Annotated in this window: 20 protein-coding genes and 1 riboswitch; of the genes, 10 read left to right on the top strand and 10 right to left on the bottom strand. The window is 72.0% G+C overall.

All coding sequences use genetic code 11. The features are described from left to right. The 4 genes from cobU to rnk form a co-directional block, all read right to left on the bottom strand. A complete protein-coding gene (gene cobU, locus ASF65_RS15750; protein ID WP_055891087.1) occupies positions 1–513 on the bottom strand; it encodes a bifunctional adenosylcobinamide kinase/adenosylcobinamide-phosphate guanylyltransferase in 513 nt (170 codons plus the stop codon). Next, positions 510–1,223, bottom strand: coding sequence for a CbtA family protein (locus ASF65_RS15745; protein ID WP_055891084.1), 714 nt, complete (start codon positions 1,221–1,223; stop codon positions 510–512). The genes cobU and ASF65_RS15745 overlap by 4 nt, the downstream gene beginning before the upstream one ends. Before the next feature lie 124 nt (positions 1,224–1,347). Next, entirely contained in the window at positions 1,348–1,527 is a 180-nt protein-coding gene (locus ASF65_RS15740) for a CbtB-domain containing protein (protein WP_055891082.1), read from the bottom strand. 31 nt (positions 1,528–1,558) lie between these two features. After that, positions 1,559–1,797, bottom strand: a riboswitch (cobalamin riboswitch). Between the two features lie 165 nt (positions 1,798–1,962). Next, positions 1,963–2,442, bottom strand: coding sequence for a nucleoside diphosphate kinase regulator (gene rnk, locus ASF65_RS15735; RefSeq protein WP_244486750.1), 480 nt, complete (start codon positions 2,440–2,442; stop codon positions 1,963–1,965). Positions 2,443–2,803: 361 nt separating this feature from the next. On the opposite strand from rnk, the gene ASF65_RS15730 reads away from it, so the two are divergent. Beyond that, positions 2,804–3,655 carry an SDR family NAD(P)-dependent oxidoreductase gene (locus tag ASF65_RS15730; protein ID WP_055891077.1) on the top strand — a complete coding sequence of 284 codons (852 nt, stop codon included), beginning with the start codon at positions 2,804–2,806 and terminating at the stop codon, positions 3,653–3,655. Positions 3,656–3,662: 7 nt separating this feature from the next. On the opposite strand, the gene ASF65_RS15725 is transcribed toward ASF65_RS15730, so the two are convergent. From ASF65_RS15725 to ASF65_RS15715, 3 genes are all read right to left on the bottom strand, one after another. Beyond that, the gene (locus ASF65_RS15725) at positions 3,663–4,247 is read right to left on the bottom strand and encodes a cytochrome b (RefSeq protein ID WP_055891074.1); all 585 of its coding nucleotides are present in this window, start codon (positions 4,245–4,247) and stop codon (positions 3,663–3,665) included. Positions 4,248–4,335: 88 nt separating this feature from the next. Continuing rightward, positions 4,336–5,799 (bottom strand): cobyric acid synthase, encoded by a 1,464-nt coding sequence (locus ASF65_RS15720; RefSeq protein ID WP_055891071.1) that lies wholly within the window; start codon positions 5,797–5,799, stop codon positions 4,336–4,338. Between the two features lie 23 nt (positions 5,800–5,822). Next, on the bottom strand, positions 5,823–6,569 hold the full coding sequence (locus tag ASF65_RS15715) for a TSUP family transporter (protein WP_055891068.1): 747 nt from the start codon (positions 6,567–6,569) through the stop codon (positions 5,823–5,825). A gap of 257 nt (positions 6,570–6,826) precedes the next feature. Between ASF65_RS15715 and ASF65_RS15710 the strand changes: the two genes are divergently transcribed. From ASF65_RS15710 to cobM, 6 genes are read left to right on the top strand one after another with little or no spacing between them, the layout of a single operon-like run. Beyond that, positions 6,827–7,960: a sirohydrochlorin chelatase gene (locus ASF65_RS15710; protein WP_055891066.1), complete on the top strand. Its 1,134-nt coding sequence runs from the start codon at positions 6,827–6,829 to the stop codon at positions 7,958–7,960. A 13-nt stretch (positions 7,961–7,973) separates the two neighbouring features. Then, a complete protein-coding gene (locus ASF65_RS15705) occupies positions 7,974–8,618 on the top strand; it encodes a precorrin-8X methylmutase (protein WP_156369340.1) in 645 nt (214 codons plus the stop codon). Beyond that, the gene (locus tag ASF65_RS15700) at positions 8,615–9,829 is read left to right on the top strand and encodes a bifunctional cobalt-precorrin-7 (C(5))-methyltransferase/cobalt-precorrin-6B (C(15))-methyltransferase (protein ID WP_055891060.1); all 1,215 of its coding nucleotides are present in this window, start codon (positions 8,615–8,617) and stop codon (positions 9,827–9,829) included. The genes ASF65_RS15705 and ASF65_RS15700 overlap by 4 nt, the downstream gene beginning before the upstream one ends. Then, positions 9,826–10,557, top strand: a complete 732-nt coding sequence (gene cobI, locus ASF65_RS15695; RefSeq protein ID WP_055891059.1) for a precorrin-2 C(20)-methyltransferase — start codon at positions 9,826–9,828, stop codon at positions 10,555–10,557. The genes ASF65_RS15700 and cobI overlap by 4 nt, the downstream gene beginning before the upstream one ends. After that, the gene (gene cobJ / locus ASF65_RS15690) at positions 10,554–12,359 is read left to right on the top strand and encodes a precorrin-3B C(17)-methyltransferase (protein ID WP_055891055.1); all 1,806 of its coding nucleotides are present in this window, start codon (positions 10,554–10,556) and stop codon (positions 12,357–12,359) included. The genes cobI and cobJ overlap by 4 nt, the downstream gene beginning before the upstream one ends. Further along, complete coding sequence (gene cobM / locus ASF65_RS15685; protein ID WP_055891052.1) at positions 12,356–13,135, top strand: precorrin-4 C(11)-methyltransferase; 780 nt, start codon at positions 12,356–12,358, stop codon at positions 13,133–13,135. Before cobJ ends, cobM begins: the two co-directional genes overlap by 4 nt. On the opposite strand, the gene ASF65_RS15680 is transcribed toward cobM, so the two are convergent. Both ASF65_RS15680 and ASF65_RS15675 read right to left on the bottom strand, forming a co-directional pair. Further along, entirely contained in the window at positions 13,124–13,861 is a 738-nt protein-coding gene (locus tag ASF65_RS15680; protein ID WP_055891049.1) for a cobalt-precorrin-6A reductase, read from the bottom strand. The two genes, cobM and ASF65_RS15680, sit on opposite strands and share 12 nt — an antisense overlap. Continuing rightward, the gene (locus tag ASF65_RS15675; protein ID WP_055891046.1) at positions 13,851–14,969 is read right to left on the bottom strand and encodes a cobalt-precorrin-5B (C(1))-methyltransferase; all 1,119 of its coding nucleotides are present in this window, start codon (positions 14,967–14,969) and stop codon (positions 13,851–13,853) included. The genes ASF65_RS15680 and ASF65_RS15675 overlap by 11 nt, the downstream gene beginning before the upstream one ends. A gap of 144 nt (positions 14,970–15,113) precedes the next feature. Here ASF65_RS15675 and ASF65_RS15670 point away from each other — a divergent pair, with 144 nt between their 5' ends. Genes ASF65_RS15670 through cbiB form a run of 3 tightly spaced genes read left to right on the top strand, consistent with a single transcriptional unit; the run spans position 15,114 to position 18,396 of the window. Continuing rightward, complete coding sequence (locus tag ASF65_RS15670) at positions 15,114–16,421, top strand: cobyrinate a,c-diamide synthase (RefSeq protein WP_055891042.1); 1,308 nt, start codon at positions 15,114–15,116, stop codon at positions 16,419–16,421. Further along, the gene (cobD, locus tag ASF65_RS15665; protein ID WP_055891040.1) at positions 16,418–17,434 is read left to right on the top strand and encodes a threonine-phosphate decarboxylase CobD; all 1,017 of its coding nucleotides are present in this window, start codon (positions 16,418–16,420) and stop codon (positions 17,432–17,434) included. Before ASF65_RS15670 ends, cobD begins: the two co-directional genes overlap by 4 nt. After that, entirely contained in the window at positions 17,431–18,396 is a 966-nt protein-coding gene (gene cbiB / locus ASF65_RS15660; RefSeq protein ID WP_055891037.1) for an adenosylcobinamide-phosphate synthase CbiB, read from the top strand. The genes cobD and cbiB overlap by 4 nt, the downstream gene beginning before the upstream one ends. Here cbiB and ASF65_RS15655 read toward each other — a convergent pair. Then, the gene (locus ASF65_RS15655; RefSeq protein ID WP_082505701.1) at positions 18,386–19,162 is read right to left on the bottom strand and encodes an adenosylcobinamide-GDP ribazoletransferase; all 777 of its coding nucleotides are present in this window, start codon (positions 19,160–19,162) and stop codon (positions 18,386–18,388) included. The genes cbiB and ASF65_RS15655 overlap by 11 nt on opposite strands. Between the last annotated feature and the right edge of the window lie 34 nt (positions 19,163–19,196).

Here is a 19,196-nt window from a genome sequence, read left to right as displayed (position 1 = left end):
TCAGCCCTTGAGCTTGAGCGGCAGGCCGGCGGCGACGAAGGTCACCGCATCGGCGAGGGCCGCGACGCGTTGGTGGAGCCGGCCGGCATGGTCGCGGAACGCGCGCGCCATCCGGTTGTCCGGGACGATGGAGAGGCCGACCTCGTTGGAGACGATCACGACGAGGCCGGGAAGCGGCGTGCGCAGGACGTCGGCCAGCGCATCCGATCCAGCGGAAATGTCGCCGTCCTCCAGCATCAGGTTGGTGAGCCAGAGGGTGAGGCAGTCGACGAGGATGGCCCGATCGCCTCGCGCCTCGCGGGCGAGGACCTGGGGTAGGGCCAGCGGCTCCTCGATCGTCTCCCACGGAGGCGGGCGACGCTCGCGATGCTCGTGTATCCGCGCCCGCATCTCGGTATCGAAGGCACGGCCCGTCGCAAGATAAAGGGGCTGGAGGCCACTGCCGAGGACCATGTCCTCGGCCAGCGCGCTCTTGCCCGAGCGCGCCCCGCCGAGGACGAAGTGAAGGCTCATGCCGGAACGGCCGCCCCGCGCCGAGCCCGGTCGAGCCCGAAGCCGAGGAGCGCGCCCGTGGTCGCCCACAGGAAGGCGGACAGGCCGAGCGAGGCGACGGCGAACTCGGCGGCGAGCGCCGCCGGCACGGGGCTTGCGAGATCGGCCGGATGCGGCGCGCCGACGACGTGCGGCAGGAGAAGCAGCGCCAGCCCGCCGAGGATCGCCGCGCTCGAGCGGTGCGACACGAGGAGCCACAGGCCGCCCGCCGTCAGCGCGACCGTCGCGAGCCACCACGCCTGACGTGCCGCAAGATCGGCCGCGGGCATGGCGGGAAGCTCGGGCGGCAGGCCGAGCGCCGGGGCGAGCGTGACGACCGCAAACCCGGCCAGACCCCAAACGGCGCCGTTGCGAAGCGTCACCGGCCGGTCGAGGCCGAGGCTGACCGCGAGAAGCAGGAGCGAGAAGGCCGCGCCGATGACGACGTTGGCCAGAAGCGTCCCACCGAGGCGGGCGACGTCTCCGCCCTCCGCGTGCGCCGCGCCGCCATGGGCGTGAGCCGGCGTGACGAGGCGGAGCGACGAGGCCGCGCGGTCATGCGCCGTGCCGCCGTCCTCGTAGGTTTCGGCAGCCAGGATCAGCGGCGTCGTCTTGAGGTGCTGGATCGGCGTGATGAGGACGCCGGCGAGGATGCCGGCCAGAAGCGCGGCGAGAAAGTAGCGAGCGAGCATGGGAATTCCCCTTCCGGCCGGCGGGCGCGCCTGGAGAGACGCGCGGCGCGGCCGTGCCATAGAACGAGGTCTCCGCCGCCGGTCGGGCGGGCGGACGCGATCGACGGATCGAGGCGTGGAGCCTCTAGTGGCAGGGAAGACCCATGGCATGGCGCGCGTCGTGCGCCGTATCGTGCAGCGCGTCGGCGCCGGCAAACCCGGCCCCCCAGAGGAGGAACGCACCGGCGGCAAAGGCGAGAACCGCGGCCGGCAGGCGCGCGGACAGGGCGGGGCTTCGAGCGGTGCTCGTCGTGGACGACGTCATGGTGTTCAACCTCCGTGACGGCGGCCGGAATGGCCGCCTCGAAACGGATGGCAGGTCTCCTGGCTCACGGGTCACCGGTCGTCCTCCTGCCTTCCCGGACGATCACGTCCAGTGGCGTTTCCGGCAGAACCCTGCCGGCGGAGGCACCTCGCCGTTCTACAGTCGCGGGGTCGGCTGCGATACGGGCCCTTGGTTTAAGTCGGCCCTTCGCATTCCCTCTTAGCCTGCCCGCGCGAGTTGCGGGGCAGGACCATCCGCGCGCGAGGATAGACGAAGCGGGGTTCCAGTCAATCGACCGAACAACTGGCGCGAGCTTTGTGTGACCCGTGCCGCCGGGGGCGCCTGCTGGCGACCGCCCAACTGGAGTTCCGCTGCCTTGCATTCCAAGGAATGTCCGGCTTTATGCCGCCATGACGCCCGTCCTGCGCTCCACCGTCACGACAGGTCGGCAGCAGGCGGCTGGACCGCGAGAACGGTCAGTTGCTGGCGCTTGCCCGTCCGGTTCGTCCATGTGATGGACTGCCCCTCCTTCAACCCGATGAGGGCTGTGCCGATCGGCGTCATGATAGAGACACGGCTCTGCGAGATGTCCGCAGCGGCGGGATAGACCAGCACGACGCGTCGCTCGGACCCGTCGTCCAGCCTGTACGAAACGACCGAGTTCATACGCACGACATCTGGCTTTGCGGACCGCTCGGCGACGACCCGGGCACGATCCAGCTCCCGCAGAAGCTCCTCCGCAACGTCCGGAAAGGCGTCGAGAGAGGCATTGGCGATCCGCGACAGGCTTTCGAAGTCCGGCTCCGTTACAGTGATCTTGGGCAGACGGTTGGCGGGGTTCTGAGACATGGAAAAATTCCGAAGATCGCACGTTTCGACGGCTCGTTCAGCGCGGCGGAAGACGTGCGGGCCCATCGACGAGATCAGTCGTCGTTTGGCGGAATGAAAAGGGAGGTGACGTGATCGAAACCCCAGCATCGGGGCGCGAGGCAGCCGAGCGCTGGGGCTAGAACGGTGCGGCGGGGGTAACCCGGGCGCTGAGCGCCTCGCGGAGATCGATCATGGTCATTCGCGCAGCATGCCGATTCAGTCTCCGAAGTCAAACCGACCTCGTCGCATCGGTGATCACGGGTCGTGGTGCCCAGCCGGCCGAATGCTCCTCCACGACCGCAAGTCATCGCAGGCAGCAGCGCCACCCACGTCAACGCCGTCTTTTCTCTTGGGACCGATCGGCTATTTTCCGACCCGTGAACGTCACGGTCGAAAGGCTCTTTCCATGCACCATCCCGCCATCGCTCCGCTCCACACCGCCGTCGTGATCGGGGGCGCGGCGGGGATCGGGCTGGCGGCCGCGCGCCGCTTCGCCAAGGCCGGCCTCAAGGTCGCGGTGGTGGACCGGCGGATGGAGGACCTGACGAGCGCGCACGAGGAGCTTGTCGCGCTCGCCGACGGCGACGAGACGCGGATCGTGGCGGCGGCCTGCGACGTGAGCGACCGCGCCGGTCTGCAGAAGACGGCCGACCACATCGCCGAGCGCCTCGGCAAGGTGCATGTCCTGATGAACAATGCCGGCATCCAGCCGGGCTCGTCGATCTTCGGGACCCAGGCCAACTGGGATGCCGTGCTGTCGATCAACCTCGGCGGCGTCATCAACGGCACGCGGATCTTCGGTCCGGCCATGATGGCGCACGGCGAGCCGGCGCTGATCGTCAACACCGGCTCCAAGCAAGGCATCACGACGCCGCCGGGCGATCCGGCCTACAACGTCTCGAAGGCGGGGGTGAAGGTCTTCACCGAGGCGCTGCAGCACGAGCTGCGCGAGACGGCGGGGCATCAGGTGGAAGCCGCGCTCCTCATTCCCGGCTTCGTGTTCACCGGGCTGACCGCCAGGGGGCGCACCGAGAAGCCCGAGGGCGCCTGGACGCCCGACCAGACGATCGACTTCATGATGGAGCGCTTGGAGGCGGGCGACTTCTACATCCTGTGCCCGGACGGCGAGACGGACCGGCGCACCGACGAGAAGCGCATCCGCTGGGCGGCCGGCGACATCGTCGAGAACCGCCCGCCGCTGTCGCGCTGGCACAAGGACTGGGCCGGCCGCTTCAAGGATTTTGCGACCGAGGACTGACCGGCCGTCAGACCGAGCGCAGCGAGCGCGGACACCGCTCGGGGCCCCGCGTCATGCGACGCAGCGTCGCGTCGCGCCGCACGAGCCCGTGCCAGAGCGCCATGGCGATGTGGCCGGCGATGAGCACGAAGAGCGTCCAGCCGAGGAAGCCGTGAAGGAGGTTGGCGGGGGCGGTCAGCGCCGGGTTCGCCTCGCCGCCGGGCGCCACGAGCTCGATGCCATAGACCCGCAAGCCGCGCCCGTTGTTCGCCGCGCGCAGGATGGCGAGCGAGGGCACGATCACCATCAGGAGATAGAGCGCGAGGTGGCCGAGCGTCGCCGCACGCTGGAGAAGCGGCGGGCCCTCGTGCGGCGGGCGATGCTTCAGCTGCGACAGGCCCCAAGCACCGCGCAGCAGCACCAGCACCCAGAGCGTGAAGCCGACCGAGTAGTGGGTGCCCCAGAAGAAGCGCTCGATCGCCGTATCCTCGGCGACCGCCGACAGGACCACCGTCACGAACTGCCAGACGAAGAGGAGCGCCATCGTCCAGTGCAGCACGCGCGAGACGAGGCCGTAGCCGAAGCGCGAATCGGCGAGGGTCGATGTGGCCATGAAGCGGGGTCCCCGTTGCGTCCCCTCGATGTTGGAACGCTTCGAGATGGATTGCCAATTACGGAAACGACATCTTGCGCGCGGCCGATCAGCGCGCGCGGGCGATCCGTTCCAGCGCTGCGATGTCGAGCGAGGTCTCGAGCCGGGCGGCGACGGCATCGAGCGCCGCCTCGATCTCGGCGCTGTGCGAGCGTCCGCCGGGCGCGACGCCGAGCGCCGAGAGCCAGGTCTCGCGCCAGCGGTCGCCGGTGAAGAGGCCGTGGAGATAGGTGCCCTGGACCCGCCCGTCGGCGCTCGTCGCGCCTTCCGGACGGTCGGCGACGGTGGCGAAGGGTCGCGCCCGGTCCGGACCCTCGCTCCGGCCCATGTGGATCTCGTAGGCGGGGAACGTCGTCCCGTCGATCGAGCGGGCCTCGACTTGGGCGAGGGTCTTGGGTCCCAGAAGGCGCGTCTCGATGTCAAGGAGACCGAGGCCCGCCGTCTCGCCCGCCTCGCCTTCGATGCCGTAGGGGTCCCTGATCCGCTGACCCAGCATCTGGTAGCCGCCGCAGAGCCCCAGCACCCGGCCGCCGCGGGCGTGGTGGTCGAGGATCGCGCGGTCCCAGCCCTGCGCGCGCAGGGCCTCGAGATCGGCGATCGTCGCCTTGGAGCCGGGCAGGAGCACCAGCCCGGCCTCGCGCGGCCAGGGCTCGTCCGGCCGGACGAGGCGCACGCAGACGCCGGGCGTCGCCGCGAGCGGATCGAGATCGTCGAAGTTGGCGATATGCGGCAGCCGCGGCACGGCGACGACGAGATCGCCCGGACGCGGTTCCGGGCTCGCCCGGCGGTCGAGCGCTACGGAATCTTCCGCCGGCAGGCGCGCCGTCTCCGGAAGCCAGGGCACGACGCCGAGGCTCGGCCAGCCGGTGAAGCGGGTGACGGCCGCAAGCCCCTCGTCGAAGAGCGAGACGTCGCCGCGGAACTTGTTGATCAGGAAGCCGTGGATCGGCGCGCGGTCGCCCTCCGGAAGGATCGCGTGCGTGCCGACCAAGGAGGCGATCACGCCGCCCCGGTCGATGTCGCCGACCAGCACGACCGGGACGCCGGCGGCGCGCGCGAAGCCCATGTTGGCGATGTCGCCGGCCCGCAGGTTGATCTCGGCCGGCGAGCCCGCGCCCTCGACGACGACGAGGTCGGCGCCGTGCGAGATGCGGTCGAAGCTGTCGAGGACGGCGGGCAGGAAGGTCGCCTTCAGCGCCTGGTAGTCGCGCCCGCGCGCCGTGCCCGCGACGCGGCCCTGCACCACGACCTGCGAGCCGGTCTCCGACTGCGGCTTGAGGAGCACCGGGTTCATGTGGACGCTCGGCGCCACGCGGCAGGCCGTGGCTTGAAGGGCCTGCGCCCGGCCGATCTCGCCCCATTCGCCGGCCTCGGCGTTCCAGGCGACGGCGGCGTTGTTGCTCATGTTCTGCGGCTTGAAGGGCCGCACCGTGAGGCCCCGGTTCGCAAACAGCCGGCAGAGGCCGGCGACGAGGACGCTTTTCCCGACGTCCGACCCTGTGCCCTGAAGCATCAGGGCCGGGACGCGGGCGCCGCTCACGACCAGAGAAGCCGCACCGCGAGCGCGATGCAGACCAGCACCAGGAGCGGGCGGATCAGACCGGCGCCGAAGCGCATGGCGACGCCGGCGCCGACGCGCGCGCCGAAGAACTGCGCGATCCCCATCGCGAGCCCGAGCTTCCAGTGGATGGTGCCGACGACAGCGAAGACGGCAAAGCCCCCGACGTTCGAGGCGAAGTTCAGGAGCTTGGTGTGCGCGGTCGCCTTGAGGATGCCGTAGCCGGCGAGCGACACGAAGGCGAGCATGAAGAACGAGCCGGTGCCGGGCCCGAACAGCCCGTCATAGGCGCCGATCAGCGGCACGAAGAACAGGGCGAAGGCGCGCGGCGAGATGCGCCGTTCGCGGTCGATGTCGGTGAGGCCGGGCTTCACCGCGAAGTAGATCGCGATGGCGATGAGAAGGAAGGGGAGGAGCCGGCGCAGGAGGTCGAGCGGCAGGGCTGTCGCCAGGAGCGCGCCGAGGCAGGCGCCGGCAAAGGAGAGGCCCGCCGCAGGCAGCAGAGGCCCGAGCTTCACATGGCCGCGCCGCGCGTAGGAAATCGTCGCCGAGGCCGAGCCGAACAGCGACTGGAGCTTGTTGGTGCCGAGCGCCGAGAGCGGGTCGAGCCCGCCGAGGAGCAGCGCCGGCACGGTGATCAGGCCGCCGCCGCCCGCGATCGCGTCGATCAGTCCCGCGCCGAAGGCAGCAAGGACCAGAAGCAGGAAGGTTTCGTCGAAGGGCATGGCGGCGGCTTTCGCGGGCGGGCCGGATGGGCTTAAGGCGGGTGGCGCTCCCGGCCAAGGGAAAACGCACGGGATTTGACGAAGCGGCTGTCGTCCGTCATGAAGCCGGGGCCTGACGGTGCCTCGAACGGGGCTCTCACACATGATTTCACGGGCGGCCGACCCAATCCGGGGGCCGACGCGGAAACCGGCGGATCGATTCGTCGCGCAAGCCGCGTGGCGCCTCTTCCGACGCGACACGACGACGGAGGACGACGATGAAGGCCTTGATGCTGTGCGGCCATGGCAGCCGCGACCGGGGCGCGGTGGACGAGTTCCGCGGCCTTGCCGAGAAGATGGCCCGCCGCCTGCCGGACTGGAGCGTCGACTACGGCTATCTCGAATTCGCGACCCCGATCATCCGCGACGGCCTCGACCGGCTGAAGGCCAAGGGCGCGACCGATATCCTGGCGCTGCCCGGCATGCTGTTCGCGGCCGGCCACGCCAAGAACGACATTCCGTCCGTCCTCAACACCTATGCCGCGCAGAACGACGTCACGGTCACCTACGGGCGCGAGCTCGGCATCGACCCGAAGATGATCCGGGCGGCGGGCGAGCGGATCCGCGAGGCGCTGCGCGCGGACGGCTGGCGCGACGGCGAGCCGCTGCACGACACGATGCTGGTGGTGGTCGGACGCGGGGCGTCCGATCCCGACGCCAATTCCAACGTCGCGAAGGTCATGCGCCTCCTGTGGGAGGGCCTCGGCTTCGGCTGGGGCGAGACGACCTATTCCGGCGTGACCTTTCCGCTGGTCGAGCCGGGCCTCACGCATGTCGCGCGGCTCGGCTACCGGCGCGTCGTGGTGTTCCCCTATTTCCTGTTCACGGGCATCCTCGTCGACCGCATCTATGACGCGACGGACCGCGTGGCCGCCGCCCATCCGGACATCCGCTTCCTGAAGGCCAAATATCTCGGCGCGCACGACCTCGTCGTCGAGACCTTCGTCGACCGGCTGGAGGAGATCCTCCAGGGCACGAACCTGATGAACTGCCAGATGTGCAAGTACCGCGAGCAGGTGCTGGGCTTCGAGGCCGAGGTCGGCCTGCCGCAGGAAAGTCACCACCACCACGTCGAGGGCATCGGCACGGGCCCGGCGGCGCACGGCCACGACCATCCTCATGATCACGACCACGGTCATGGGCACCACCACCACGGTCACGACCATTCGCACGACCACAGCCACGATCACCATCACCACGGCGACGGGCATCACCACGATCACGCACATGGCCATGATCATGGTCACGCGCATGGCCATGACCACGCGCACGATCACGGCCACGCGCACACCCATCATCCCTATCCGCACGCCGACCACCCCTTGGGCCCGCGCACGCTGAAGGGGCGCTGAGCCGGCGATGTCCGTGCCGGCTTATCTCCGCGACCCCGCCGCGATCTATGAGGCGAGCTTTCGCACCATCCGCGAGGAGGGGGCGGCGGCGCTTTCGCGCGTGGCCCCGGATGCGCATGAACTCGCGATCCGCATTGCCCATGCCTGCGGCATGGTGGACGCGATCGACGATCTGGTGATCTCCGCGGATGCCGCAACGGCGGGGCGCGCGGCGCTCCAAGCTGGTGCGCCGATCCTGGTCGACGCCGAGATGGTGGCCCATGGCGTGATCCGGGCGCGTCTGCCGGCCGGCAACCGCGTGCTTTGCCGGCTGAACGAGGCGGGCGTGCCCGAGCGCGCGCGCCGGCTCGCCACCACCCGTTCGGCCGCGCAGGTCGACTGGTGGGACGACGACCTCCGGGGTGCCGTGGTCGCCGTGGGCAACGCGCCGACCGCCCTGTTCCGGCTCTTGGAGCGGCTCGACGAGGGCGCGCCGCGCCCGGCGCTCATCCTCGGCTTTCCCGTCGGCTTCGTCGGCGCGGCCGAGTCCAAGGCGGAACTTGCCGCAAACCCGCGCGGCATTCCCTTCGCGACGCTCAAGGGCCGGCGCGGCGGCAGCGCGATCGCCGCCGCCGCGGTCAACGCGCTGGCCGCAGGTCTTGCGGGCGCACCGGCATGACGCCGTGGCTCCATGTTATCGGCATCGGCGATGGCAGGCTCGACACGCTCTCGCCGGACGCCGCACGCCGGCTCGCGCAGGCGGAGATCGTCTTCGGCGGTGCGCGGCATCTCGCGATGCTCGCCGACGATCACCCGGCGGAGCGGCGGGCGTGGCGCTCGCCCTTTGCCGACACGGCGGCCGACATCCTCGCCGCGCGAGGCCGGCCGGCGGTGGTGCTGGCGACCGGTGACCCTTCGTGGTTCGGGCCTGCGCGCTGGCTGCGCACGGTGCTCGATGCCGGCGAATTCGCCGTCCTGCCCGCCCCGTCCGCCTTTTCGCTCGCCGCCGCGCGGCTCGGCTGGTCGCTGGAGGACGTGCGCTGCCTGTCGATCCACGGCCGCCCGATCGAGAGTGTCCTCGCCGAGCTGTCCGACGGTGCGCGCCTCCTTCTCCTGTCGGAGGACGGCACGACACCGGCGCGCCTTGCGGCCCGGCTCCGCGAGCTTGGGTTCGGGCGTAGCCGGCTCCACGTCCTCGAACACCTCGGCGGATTGGGCGAACGCGTGCGCTCGTCGGTGGCCGGCACGTTCGATCTCGAGGACGTCGCCGCGCTGAACACGATCGGCCTCGAATGCCACGTGGACGAGGGCATACGGACCTATTCGCGAGTGCCCGGCCTTTCCGACGACGCGTTCCGCCACGACGGCAAGATGACCAAGCGCACGCTGCGAGCGCTGGCGATCGCCGCGCTCGAGCCGATGCCGGGGCAGCTTCTCTGGGATGTCGGCGCCGGGTCGGGCTCCATCTCGGTGGAATGGCTCCGGGCTGCGCCGGGCGGGCGGGCGATCGCCATCGAGCCGGTCGAAGCGCGCCGCGCGATGATCGCCGAGAACGCGGCGCGCCTCGCCCCCTCCGGCCTCGACATCGTGAACGGGCGCGCGCCCGCGGCCCTGGAGGGCCGTCCAGCACCCGACGCCGTGTTCCTGGGCGGCGGCCTCACCGACGGCCTGTTTCCGGCGGCCTTCGGAGCCCTGAAGCCCGGCGGGCGGCTGGTCGCCCACGCCGTGACCCTGGAGTCGGAGGCGATCCTCCTTGCGCTCCACGAGGTCCACGGCGGCGAACTCTTGCGCGTTTCGGTGGCGTCGGCCGAGCCCGTCGGCCCCTATCGCGGCTGGCGCGCCTCGATGCCGGTGACGCACTGGCACATCACCAAGCAGGGCATGTCGTGAGCGGCCGTCTCTTCGGCGTCGGTCTCGGGCCCGGCGATCCCGAACTCCTGACGCTGAAGGCCGCGCGCGTCCTGCGCGAGGCGTCCGTCATCGCCTATCCGCTGTCGGAGGGGGGCGTGAGCCTCGCGCGCTCGATCGCCGAGCCGCATCTCGGCCGCGCTCAGCGCGAGATCGCGATCGAGCTCTGCATGTCGACGGAGCGCGCGCCGGGGCAGGGCGCCTACGATCTGGCCGCGCCGCGGATCGCCGCCGAGCTCGATGCGGGGCACGACGTCGCGGTGCTCTGCGAGGGCGACCCGTTCTTCTACGGCTCCTTCCTCCAGCTCTTCGCGCGCCTCGGGCATCGCTACCCCACCGAGATCGTGCCGGGCGTCTCCTCCGTCATGGCGGCCGCCGCGCGCACCCGCCGCCCGTTGTGCGCGCGCGGCGACCGCTTCGCCGTCCTGCCCGCAACGCTGGCCGACGAGGCCCTGCTGCCGGCGATCGCAGCGGCCGACAGCGTTGCGATCCTGAAGCTCGGCCGCCACTTCGCGCGCGTGAAGGCGCTGCTCGAGAGCTTGGGCCTGACGGATCGAGCGACCTATGCCGAGCGGATCGGGCAGGCCGGCGAGCGCGTGCTGCCGCTCGGCGAGACCGGCGAGACGGCCCCCTATTTCGCGATGATCCTTCTCTACAAGGGCGCCGAGCCGGCGATCCTCGACGCCCTGAACGGACCCCACCTTCGATGAACGCGCCCGCGATCCTCTGCCTCGGCCCCGCCGCCCTGCCGCTCGCCCACCGACTTGCCGATGCGCTCGGCGGCGAGGTGCATGCCGGGGAGCGGGTGCCAGGCGGCGACGTCGCCTTCACCGGGGCGGGCGACCACATCCGCGCGCTCTTTTCCGAAGGGCGCCCCATCGTCGCCCTGATGGCCTCGGGCGCGCTGATCCGCATCCTCGCGCCCTGTCTTGCCGACAAGGGCGCCGAGCCGCCGGTCCTGTGCGTCGCCGAGGACGGATCGGCCGTCGTGCCGCTTCTCGGCGGCCATTACGGCGCCAACGACCTGTCGCGCCGCATCGCCGCCGTGCTGCACGTCGCGCCGGCGATCACGACGGCGGGCGATCTGCGCTTCGGCATCGCGCTGGACGATCCGCCGGCCGGCTGGGTCCTCGAGAACGCCGGCGATGCGAAGGCGGTCACGGCCGAACTTCTGGCCGGCGAGCACGCCTGGATCGAGGGCGAGGCGGACTGGCTGGAGCGCTCGTCGATCCCGCTGTCCGACGACGGACGCGTGACGTTGTCGGTCTCCGACGAGGCCCGGGCGCCGGGCCCGCTCGAACTCCTTTACCGGCCGAAGACACTGGTGCTCGGCATCGGCGCCGAGCGCGGCGCGCCGGCGGAGGAGGCGGTGGCGCTGGCGGAGAGCGTGATGGCCGCCTCCGGCCTCAGCCCTCTGTCGCTCGCCGCCGTCGCCTCGCTCGATCTGAAAGCCGACGAGCCTGCCGTCCATGCCGTGGCGGCCCGCTTCGGCGTGCCCGCCCGCTTCTTCGACGCCGCGACGCTGGAGGACGAGACGCCGCGTCTGCGCCATCCCTCCGACGTCGTGTTCCGCGAGACCGGTTGCCATGGCGTGTCCGAAGGAGCGGCGCTGGCCGGGGTCGGTGAAGCCGGCGAACTCGTCGTTCCCAAGCACAAGTCGGCGCGCGCCACCGCCGCGCTCGCCCGCAGTCCCCGCCCGGTCGACGCCGGGACGCTCGGCCGGGCGCGGGGACGGCTCTTCGTCGTCGGCATCGGGCCGGGCGGGGCGGCGTGGCGCTCGCCGGAGGTCTCGGCGATGGTCGGCCGCGCGACCGATCTCGTCGGCTATTCGCTCTACCTCGATCTTCTCGGGCCGCTCGCGGCGGGCCGGCGCCGGCACGACTTCGACCTCGGCGCGGAGGAAGCGCGCGTGCGCTTCGCGCTGGAACTGGCGGCCGAGGGCCGCGACGTCGCGCTGGTCTGTTCGGGCGATGCCGGCATCTACGCGATGGCGACGCTGGTGTTCGAGCTGATCGACCGCGGCGACGTGTCGGATGCGGCGCGCCGCGTCGCGATCGCGGTCTCGCCCGGCATCTCGGCGCTTCAGGCGGCGGCCGCCCGTGCCGGCGCGCCGCTCGGCCACGACTTCTGCACGATCTCGCTGTCCGACCTCCTGACGCCGTGGGAGGACATCCAGCGCCGGGTGAAGGCCGCGGCCGAGGGCGACTTCGTGATCGCCTTCTACAATCCCGTCTCGAAGCGCCGCCGCACCCAGCTGGCCTATGCCCGCGACATGCTGCTCGCCCACCGGCCGCCGGAAACCCCGGTCGTCCTCGCCACCAATCTCGGGCGCGAGGGCGAGAGCGTGCGCATCGTCGAACTCCGGCACCTCGACGTCGAGGAGGTGGACATGCTCACCGTCGTCGTCGTCGGTTCCACCAACACGCGCGCCTTCGTCAGCGGCGAGGGGCGCACCTACGCCTATACGCCGCGCGGCTACGCCGCCAAGGCCGGATCGGGGATCGGATCGTGACTGTCCATTTCATCGGCGCCGGTCCCGGCGCGCCGGATCTCATCACCGTGCGCGGCCTGCGCCTCATCGAGCGCTGCCCGGTCTGCCTCTATGCCGGCTCGCTGGTGCCCGAGGAGATCGTGAAGGCTGCGCCTGCCGGCGCGCGCGTCCTCGACACGGCGCCGATGCATCTCGACGAGATCGTCGCCGAAATGCTTGCCGCCCACGAGGCCGGCCTCGACGTCGCGCGCGTCCATTCCGGCGACCCGTCGATCTACGGCGCGACCGCCGAGCAGATGCGCCGCCTCGATGCGCTCGGCATCCCCTACGACGTGACGCCGGGCGTGCCGGCCTTTGCGGCGGCGGCGGCGGCGCTCCGGCAGGAGCTGACGATCCCGGAGGTCTGCCAGAGCGTCATCGTCACGCGGACGGCGATGAAATCGTCGGCCATGCCGGAGGGCGAAGACCTGGCGACGTTGGGGCAGAGCGGCGCGACGCTCGCGATCCACCTGTCGATCCGCAACCTCGCCCATATCGAGCGCGAGCTCTCGCCGCTGCCGGCCTACGGGCCGGACTGCCCGGTGGTGGTCGCCTATCGCGTCGGCTGGCCGGACGAGGCGTTCATTCACGCGACGCTCTCGACCGTCGCGCGCCGGGTGCGCGAGGCGAAGCTGACCCGCACCGCGCTGGTGCTCGTCGGGCGGGCGCTCGGCGCCGAGGGTTTCGTCGACTCCAAGCTCTACGACGCCTCCCACCCCCATATCCTCCGCCCCAGGGTGGCGAAGTCAGCCGGCTAGCCAGGCCAGCGCCGCCTCGGCGCTCCCGACCACCGGCGGCGGCGGCGGGGCGGGGCGGTCGATGAGGATGACGGGAAGACCCAACACGCGCGCTGCCTCGATCTTGGCGTAGGACGCCGCGCCGCCCGAGTTGCGGCAGACGAGATGGCTGACGCCGAGGCGCTCGAACAGCGCGATCTCGGATGCGCGGTCGCCGGGCTTGCCGAGGACGACGTCGGCCGCAAACGGCAGATCCTCCGGCGGGTCCACCATGCGAAGGGCGATACGGAGGTCCGCGCGATGGCGGAAGGGCGCGATGTGCTGGCGGCCGAGCGCCAGGAACGGCCGGGCGCCAGGGGGCAGCGCATCGCGCGCCGCCCGGAGGCAGTCGACGTGCTGCCAACGATCGCCGGCCGTCTCCTCCCAGCCGGGACGATGCAGCGTCAGCCGGGCAACACCGGCGGCCGCGGCCGCCTCGGCCGCATTGCGCGAGATGCCGGGCGCGAAAGGATGGGTCGCGTCGACGAGATGGGTGATGCGCTCGGTCGTGAGCCAGTCAGTAAGGCCCGTTGCGCCGCCGAAGCCGCCGATCCGTGTCTCGACCCCCTCAGGCCGGTCGGGCGCGAGCGTGCGCCCCGCGAGCGACAGGACGAGGCGCCCCGGCGCGATGGCCCGACGGGCCCGTTCCGCGAGGCCCATCGCCTCCGCCGTCCCGCCGAGAATGAGGACGCGCCGGTCAGCCGGCATGGGCGATCACCCGTCCGGCCCGATCCGTCACCAGCACCTCGACGGCGACGGGCGCGTCGCCGAGCGCTTGGCTTGCAACGGTACGCGCAAGATCGGCGACGGGCGCGGCGAGATCGATGCCGTGCGCGGCCGTAAGGTCCAGCACCTCCTTGGCCGTGTTGGCGCCGAGCACCGCGGCTTCCAGCGGCACGGCGTTGTCGCCCGCAAGCCCGAGCAGGAAGGCGAGGTCGACCTGGCTGCGGCCGGAATGAAGATCGAGCGACCCTTGCGCGAGCTTGGTGAACTTGGCGAAGCCGCCGGCCAGCGTCAGGCGTGGCACGGGATGGTGGCGAAGATACTTCAGGAGGCCGCCGGCAAAGTCGCCCATGTCGAGATAGGCGATCTCCGGCAGCTCGGGATGACGGCGGCGGACGGCGTCCTCGCTCGCCGACCCCGTGGCGGCGACGACATGGGCGAGGCCCGAGGCGCGCGCGACGTCGATCCCGCGATGGATCGAGTGGATCCAGGCAGCGCACGAGAAGGGGTGGACGATGCCGGTCGTGCCGAGGATCGACAGGCCGCCGACGATTCCGAGCCGCCCGTTCCACGTCTTCTCCGCCAGGCGCTCGCCGTCGCGCACCTCGATCGCGATCTCGACATCAGACGGCACGCCGTGTGCAGCGCAGAGCGCCTCGACTTCGGCGCGCATCATGGCGCGGGGCACCGGGTTGATCGCGGGCTCGCCCGGCGGAATCGGCAGGCCCGGCCGCGTCACCATGCCGACGCCGGGACCGGCACGAAAGACGATGCCGGACCCCGGCGGTCCCAGGCGCACCCGCGCGCCGATTTCGGCGAGATGCGTGACGTCCGGATCGTCGCCGGCATCCTTGACGATCGCGGCGAAGGCCGTGCTCTCCGAACGCTCGGTGCGGGCGAGCGGAAAGGCCGGGCGCTCGCCCTTCGGCAGCACGATCTCGACGGGATCGGGAAAGTCGCCGGCAAGAAGCGCCGTCAGGGCGGCCTTGGTGGCGGCCGTCGCGCAGGCGCCGGTGGTCCAGCCGCGCCGCAGCGGCGCGCCGTCGCGCATGTCGCTAGAGCGCGTGCGGCGCTGTCCGAGTTCGATGGCCATCGTCTAGAGCCGGCGTCGCGGCGTGCGCGGCTCGGCAGGACGGTTCAAAGGGGTCATGATGCGCGTGCCGCCGATCCCGATCCGGGAACTTTCCGATCGAGCCTCTTATAGGCGGCGCGCATCCGTGCGAAAAGCGCCGCCACCATGCACGCCGCCTCGCCCCGTTCCGGTCTCCTCGTCGCCGCGCCGCAATCGGGCAGCGGCAAGACGCTCGTCACGCTGGCGCTCCTGCGCTGGGCACGGCGGCGCGGCCTTCTCGTGGCGCCGGCCAAGGCCGGTCCGGACTACATCGACCCCGCGTTCCACGCCGCGGCCACCGGACGCCCGTCCGTCAATCTCGACCCCTATGCCATGCGCCCCGCGCTGATCCACGCGCTGGCCGAGGTGGACGGCCAGCCGCTCGTCGTCGAGGGCATGATGGGCCTCTTCGACGGCGTGGCCGACGGCACGGGCTCGGCGGCCGACCTCGCCGCCATGCTGGGGCTGCCCGTCCTTCTCGTCGTGGACTGCGCGAAGCAGTCGCACTCCGTCGCGGCGCTCGTGCGCGGCTTTCGCGACCATCGCCCGGGGCTCCGCTTCTGCGGGCTGGCGCTGAACCGCGTCGGCAGCGCGCGGCACGAAGCGCTCCTGCGAGCGGCGCTCCGGCCGCTCGATCTGCCGATCCTCGCCGTCTTGCCGCGCCGCGAGGCCTTGGTCCTGCCCGAGCGGCATCTCGGCCTCGTGCAGGCCGGCGAGACGGTAGGGCTCGAGACCTTCCTCGACCGCGCCGCCGACTGGTTCGGGGAGGGGGCGGACGTCGCCGCATTCGAGATGCTTCTCGCTGGGACGCCCACAGGTGGGAGCCCGGCCTCGGCACCGACCCGCCTTCCGCCCCTCGGCGCCCGGATCGCGGTCGCGCGGGACGAGGCCTTCGCCTTCGCCTATCCGCACCTTCTAGACGGCTGGCGCGCGGCGGGTGCTGACCTGTCGACCTTCTCGCCGCTCGCCGATGAGGCGCCCGATCCGTCGACCGATGCGGTGTTCCTGCCCGGCGGTTACCCCGAGCTTCATGCGGGCCGGATCGCGGTGGCCGAAGGGTTTCGCGCCGGCATGATCGCTGCGCGCGACCGGGGCGTCGCGATCTACGGCGAGTGCGGCGGCTACATGGTGCTCGGAGACCGGCTGGAAACGGCGGACGGGGCGAGCCACCCGATGCTCGGCTTCCTGCCCGTCGCGACCTCCTTCAAGTTGCGCCGGCTGCATCTCGGCTACCGCCGGTTGCGTCCGCGGCCGGGCGGGCCGTGGAGCGGATCGCTCGTCGGCCACGAGTTCCACTACTCGTCGATCATCGAGGAAGGCGCGGGCGAGCGCCTTTTCGATGCGGCGGATGCGCTAGGAGACGACCTCGGCGCCCTCGGCCTGCGGCGCGGCCGGGTGTCGGGCTCGTTCTCGCATGTGATCGACCTCGCATGAACCCGCACCTCGTCCATGGCGGCGCGCTTCAGGCGGCGCTCGATCAGTTCGGCGGGCGGCGCGAGGACTGGCTGGATCTCTCCACCGGCATCAACCCGCTGCCGGCCACCCTGCCGCCTTTGCCTTCCGAGCTCTTCACCCGCCTGCCGGAAGCCGATCTCGAGCGCGACGCCTGCGGAGCCGCGCGGCATCACTACGGCGCGACGGCGACCGCCGGTCTCGTCGCGGCGCCCGGCAGCCAGGCGCTGATCTCGCTTCTGCCGCATCTTCTTCCGGACGGCCCGGCGGCCATCCTGCGGCCCGCCTATGGCGAACATGCGCGCACCTTTGCGGCCGCCGGCCGCCGCATCCTCGCCGTCGCGAGCGTGGAAGAGGTGCCGGACGACGTGGTCGTGGCCATCTTCGTCAACCCGAACAATCCGGACGGTCGCCGCTTCGAACGCCGCACGCTTCTGGCGCTCGGCGACCGGCTGGCGGCGCGCGGCGGCTGGCTGGTGGTCGACGAGGCCTTCATGGACGCCGACCCGCGGGAGAGCGTGGCCGACGAAGCCGGCCGGCCGGGCCTCGTGGTGCTGCGGTCCTTCGGCAAGTTCTTCGGGCTCGCCGGACTGCGGCTCGGCTTCGCGCTGACGACGCCCGCGCTCGCTGCCAGCCTTGCCGCACGGCTCGGCCCCTGGGCGGTTTCCGGGCCGGCGCTCTTTGCCGGCGCGAAACTCATGGCGGACCGCGACGGGATCGACCGGCTGCGCTGCGAAATCGCGCGTCGAGCGACCGAGACGCGCCGTGCGATCGCTGACGCCGGCTTCACGCCGCAGGGCGACGCCGGCCTGTTCGCGCTGGTCGAGACGCCGCGCGCCGGTGCGGTGTTCGACGCTTTGGCGCGCCGCCGCATCCTCGTCCGCCCGTTCGCCGATCCTCCTGACTGGCTGCGCTTCGGCCTGACGCACCATGCGGACGAGGCCGCACGCCTAGCCCGTGCGCTCCGCGAGGCGAGGGCGGAGGCGGGACTGTGAGCGCCGCGCTCGCCGCGCTGGCGCTCGGCATCGACCGCGTCGTCGGCGACCCCGATCGGATCTGGCGCCGGGTGCCCCATCCCGTCGCCGGTTTCGGTGCGCTGATCGCGGCGGCCGACCGTGCATTCAACCGGCCGCACTGGCCGGACGGCGCGCGGCGCGCGGCGGGCCTCGCGTCGATCCTCGCGCTCCTCGGTCTCGCCATCCTTCTCGGCCTGGCGATCCATGGGGTGACCGCGCCGTTCGGGTGGGTCGGCTTCGTCATCGAGGCTGCGCTCGCCTCGATCCTCCTGGCGCAGAAGAGCCTCTCCGACCATGTCCTGCGCGTCGCGGAGGCGCTGGAGAGCGAGGGCCTGCCCGCTGGCCGGCGGGCGGTGTCGATGATCGTCGGCCGCGACCCGGAAGCCCTGGACGAGGCCGGCGTCGCCCGTGCGGCGATCGAGAGTCTGGCCGAGAACGCCTCCGACGGCGTCGTCGCGCCGCTCGTGTTTCTGGCCCTGTTCGGTCTGCCGGGCCTCATGGCCTACAAGATGCTGAACACCGCCGACTCGATGATCGGCCATCTGAACGATCGCTACCGCGCCTTCGGCTGGGCCGCCGCGCGGCTCGACGATCTCGCCAATCTCGCGCCTGCCCGCCTGACGGCCGGCCTCTTCGCCCTGTCGGCTTGGATGCTCCACGGGCGTTCGTCCGCGGCCTGCGCCTTTTGGGCGGCGCTCGCCGACGGCCCGCAGCATCGCTCGCCCAATGCCGGCTGGCCCGAAGCCGCGGTGGCGGGAGCGCTCGAGCTCGCGCTCGGCGGCCCGCGCCGCTACGGCGAACTCGTGGTGGACGCGCCGATGCTCCATGCCGCCGGCCGGCGCGGGGCGGGGGCGGCCGACATTCGCGCAGCGCTTCGCCTGTTCGCCAGGACCTGCGATCTCCTCCTCGTCGCGGTCGTCGGCCTCGCCCTTATCGGGTGACGAGCGCGAGGCCGAGGAGCCAGGCGATCTCCGTCAGTTGCTGGCAGGCGCCGAGCGCGTCGCCGGTCTGGCCGCCGAGCCGCCGGACGAGCACGCCGCGCAGCCAGAGGCCGACGAGCGCGGCAAGCGCGGGCGGCAGGATCAGGGCGCCCCATCCCGACACCGGCACCGTCAGGACCGAGGCGAGTGCGAGGCCGATCGCGGCAGCGATCCGCCCGCGCGCCGGGGACGGGCGGCCGACGCGGTCGGCGAGCCCACCGGGATCGGCGCTGGGAAGCGCGGACCATAGAAACGCCATCGCACCGCGACTGCCCGTTGCCGCCGCCGCGAGCGCCAGCGCGGCCGCGAGACCGGAGGCACTGCCGATCGCAGCGAGAAACGCGACGCGAAGGATCAGCGAGCCGATCAGCGCCAGCGCGCCATAGGTGCCGATCCGGCTGTCCTTCATGATCGCGAGTGCGCGCTCGCGGTCGGCATGACCGAAGAGCCCGTCCGCCGTGTCGCCGAGCCCGTCCTCGTGGAGCGCGCCGGTCAGCGCGACGAGGAGGAGGACGGCGCAGGCCGACGCGGCGAGCGGCGTCAGTCCGAGCGCGAGAAGGCCGGCAAGCACCAGCGCGGGCAGGGCGGCGGCGAGGGCGCCGACGACGGGAAACGCCGGGGCGTCCCGGCCGAGCGGCACCGCGGGCCCTGCAAACGCGGCGGGCATCGCCGGCAGGCGGGTGAGGAAGGCGCTGGCGCGCAGCACGCTGTGGACGAAGCGAATCATGACCCGCAGCCTACACGATGGCGCGTCACGCGCG

This window comes from Aureimonas sp. Leaf324 (assembly GCF_001423245.1).
In the GTDB taxonomy this organism is placed as follows: domain Bacteria; phylum Pseudomonadota; class Alphaproteobacteria; order Rhizobiales; family Rhizobiaceae; genus Aureimonas.
This window is presented reverse-complemented; position numbering and strand designations above follow the sequence as displayed.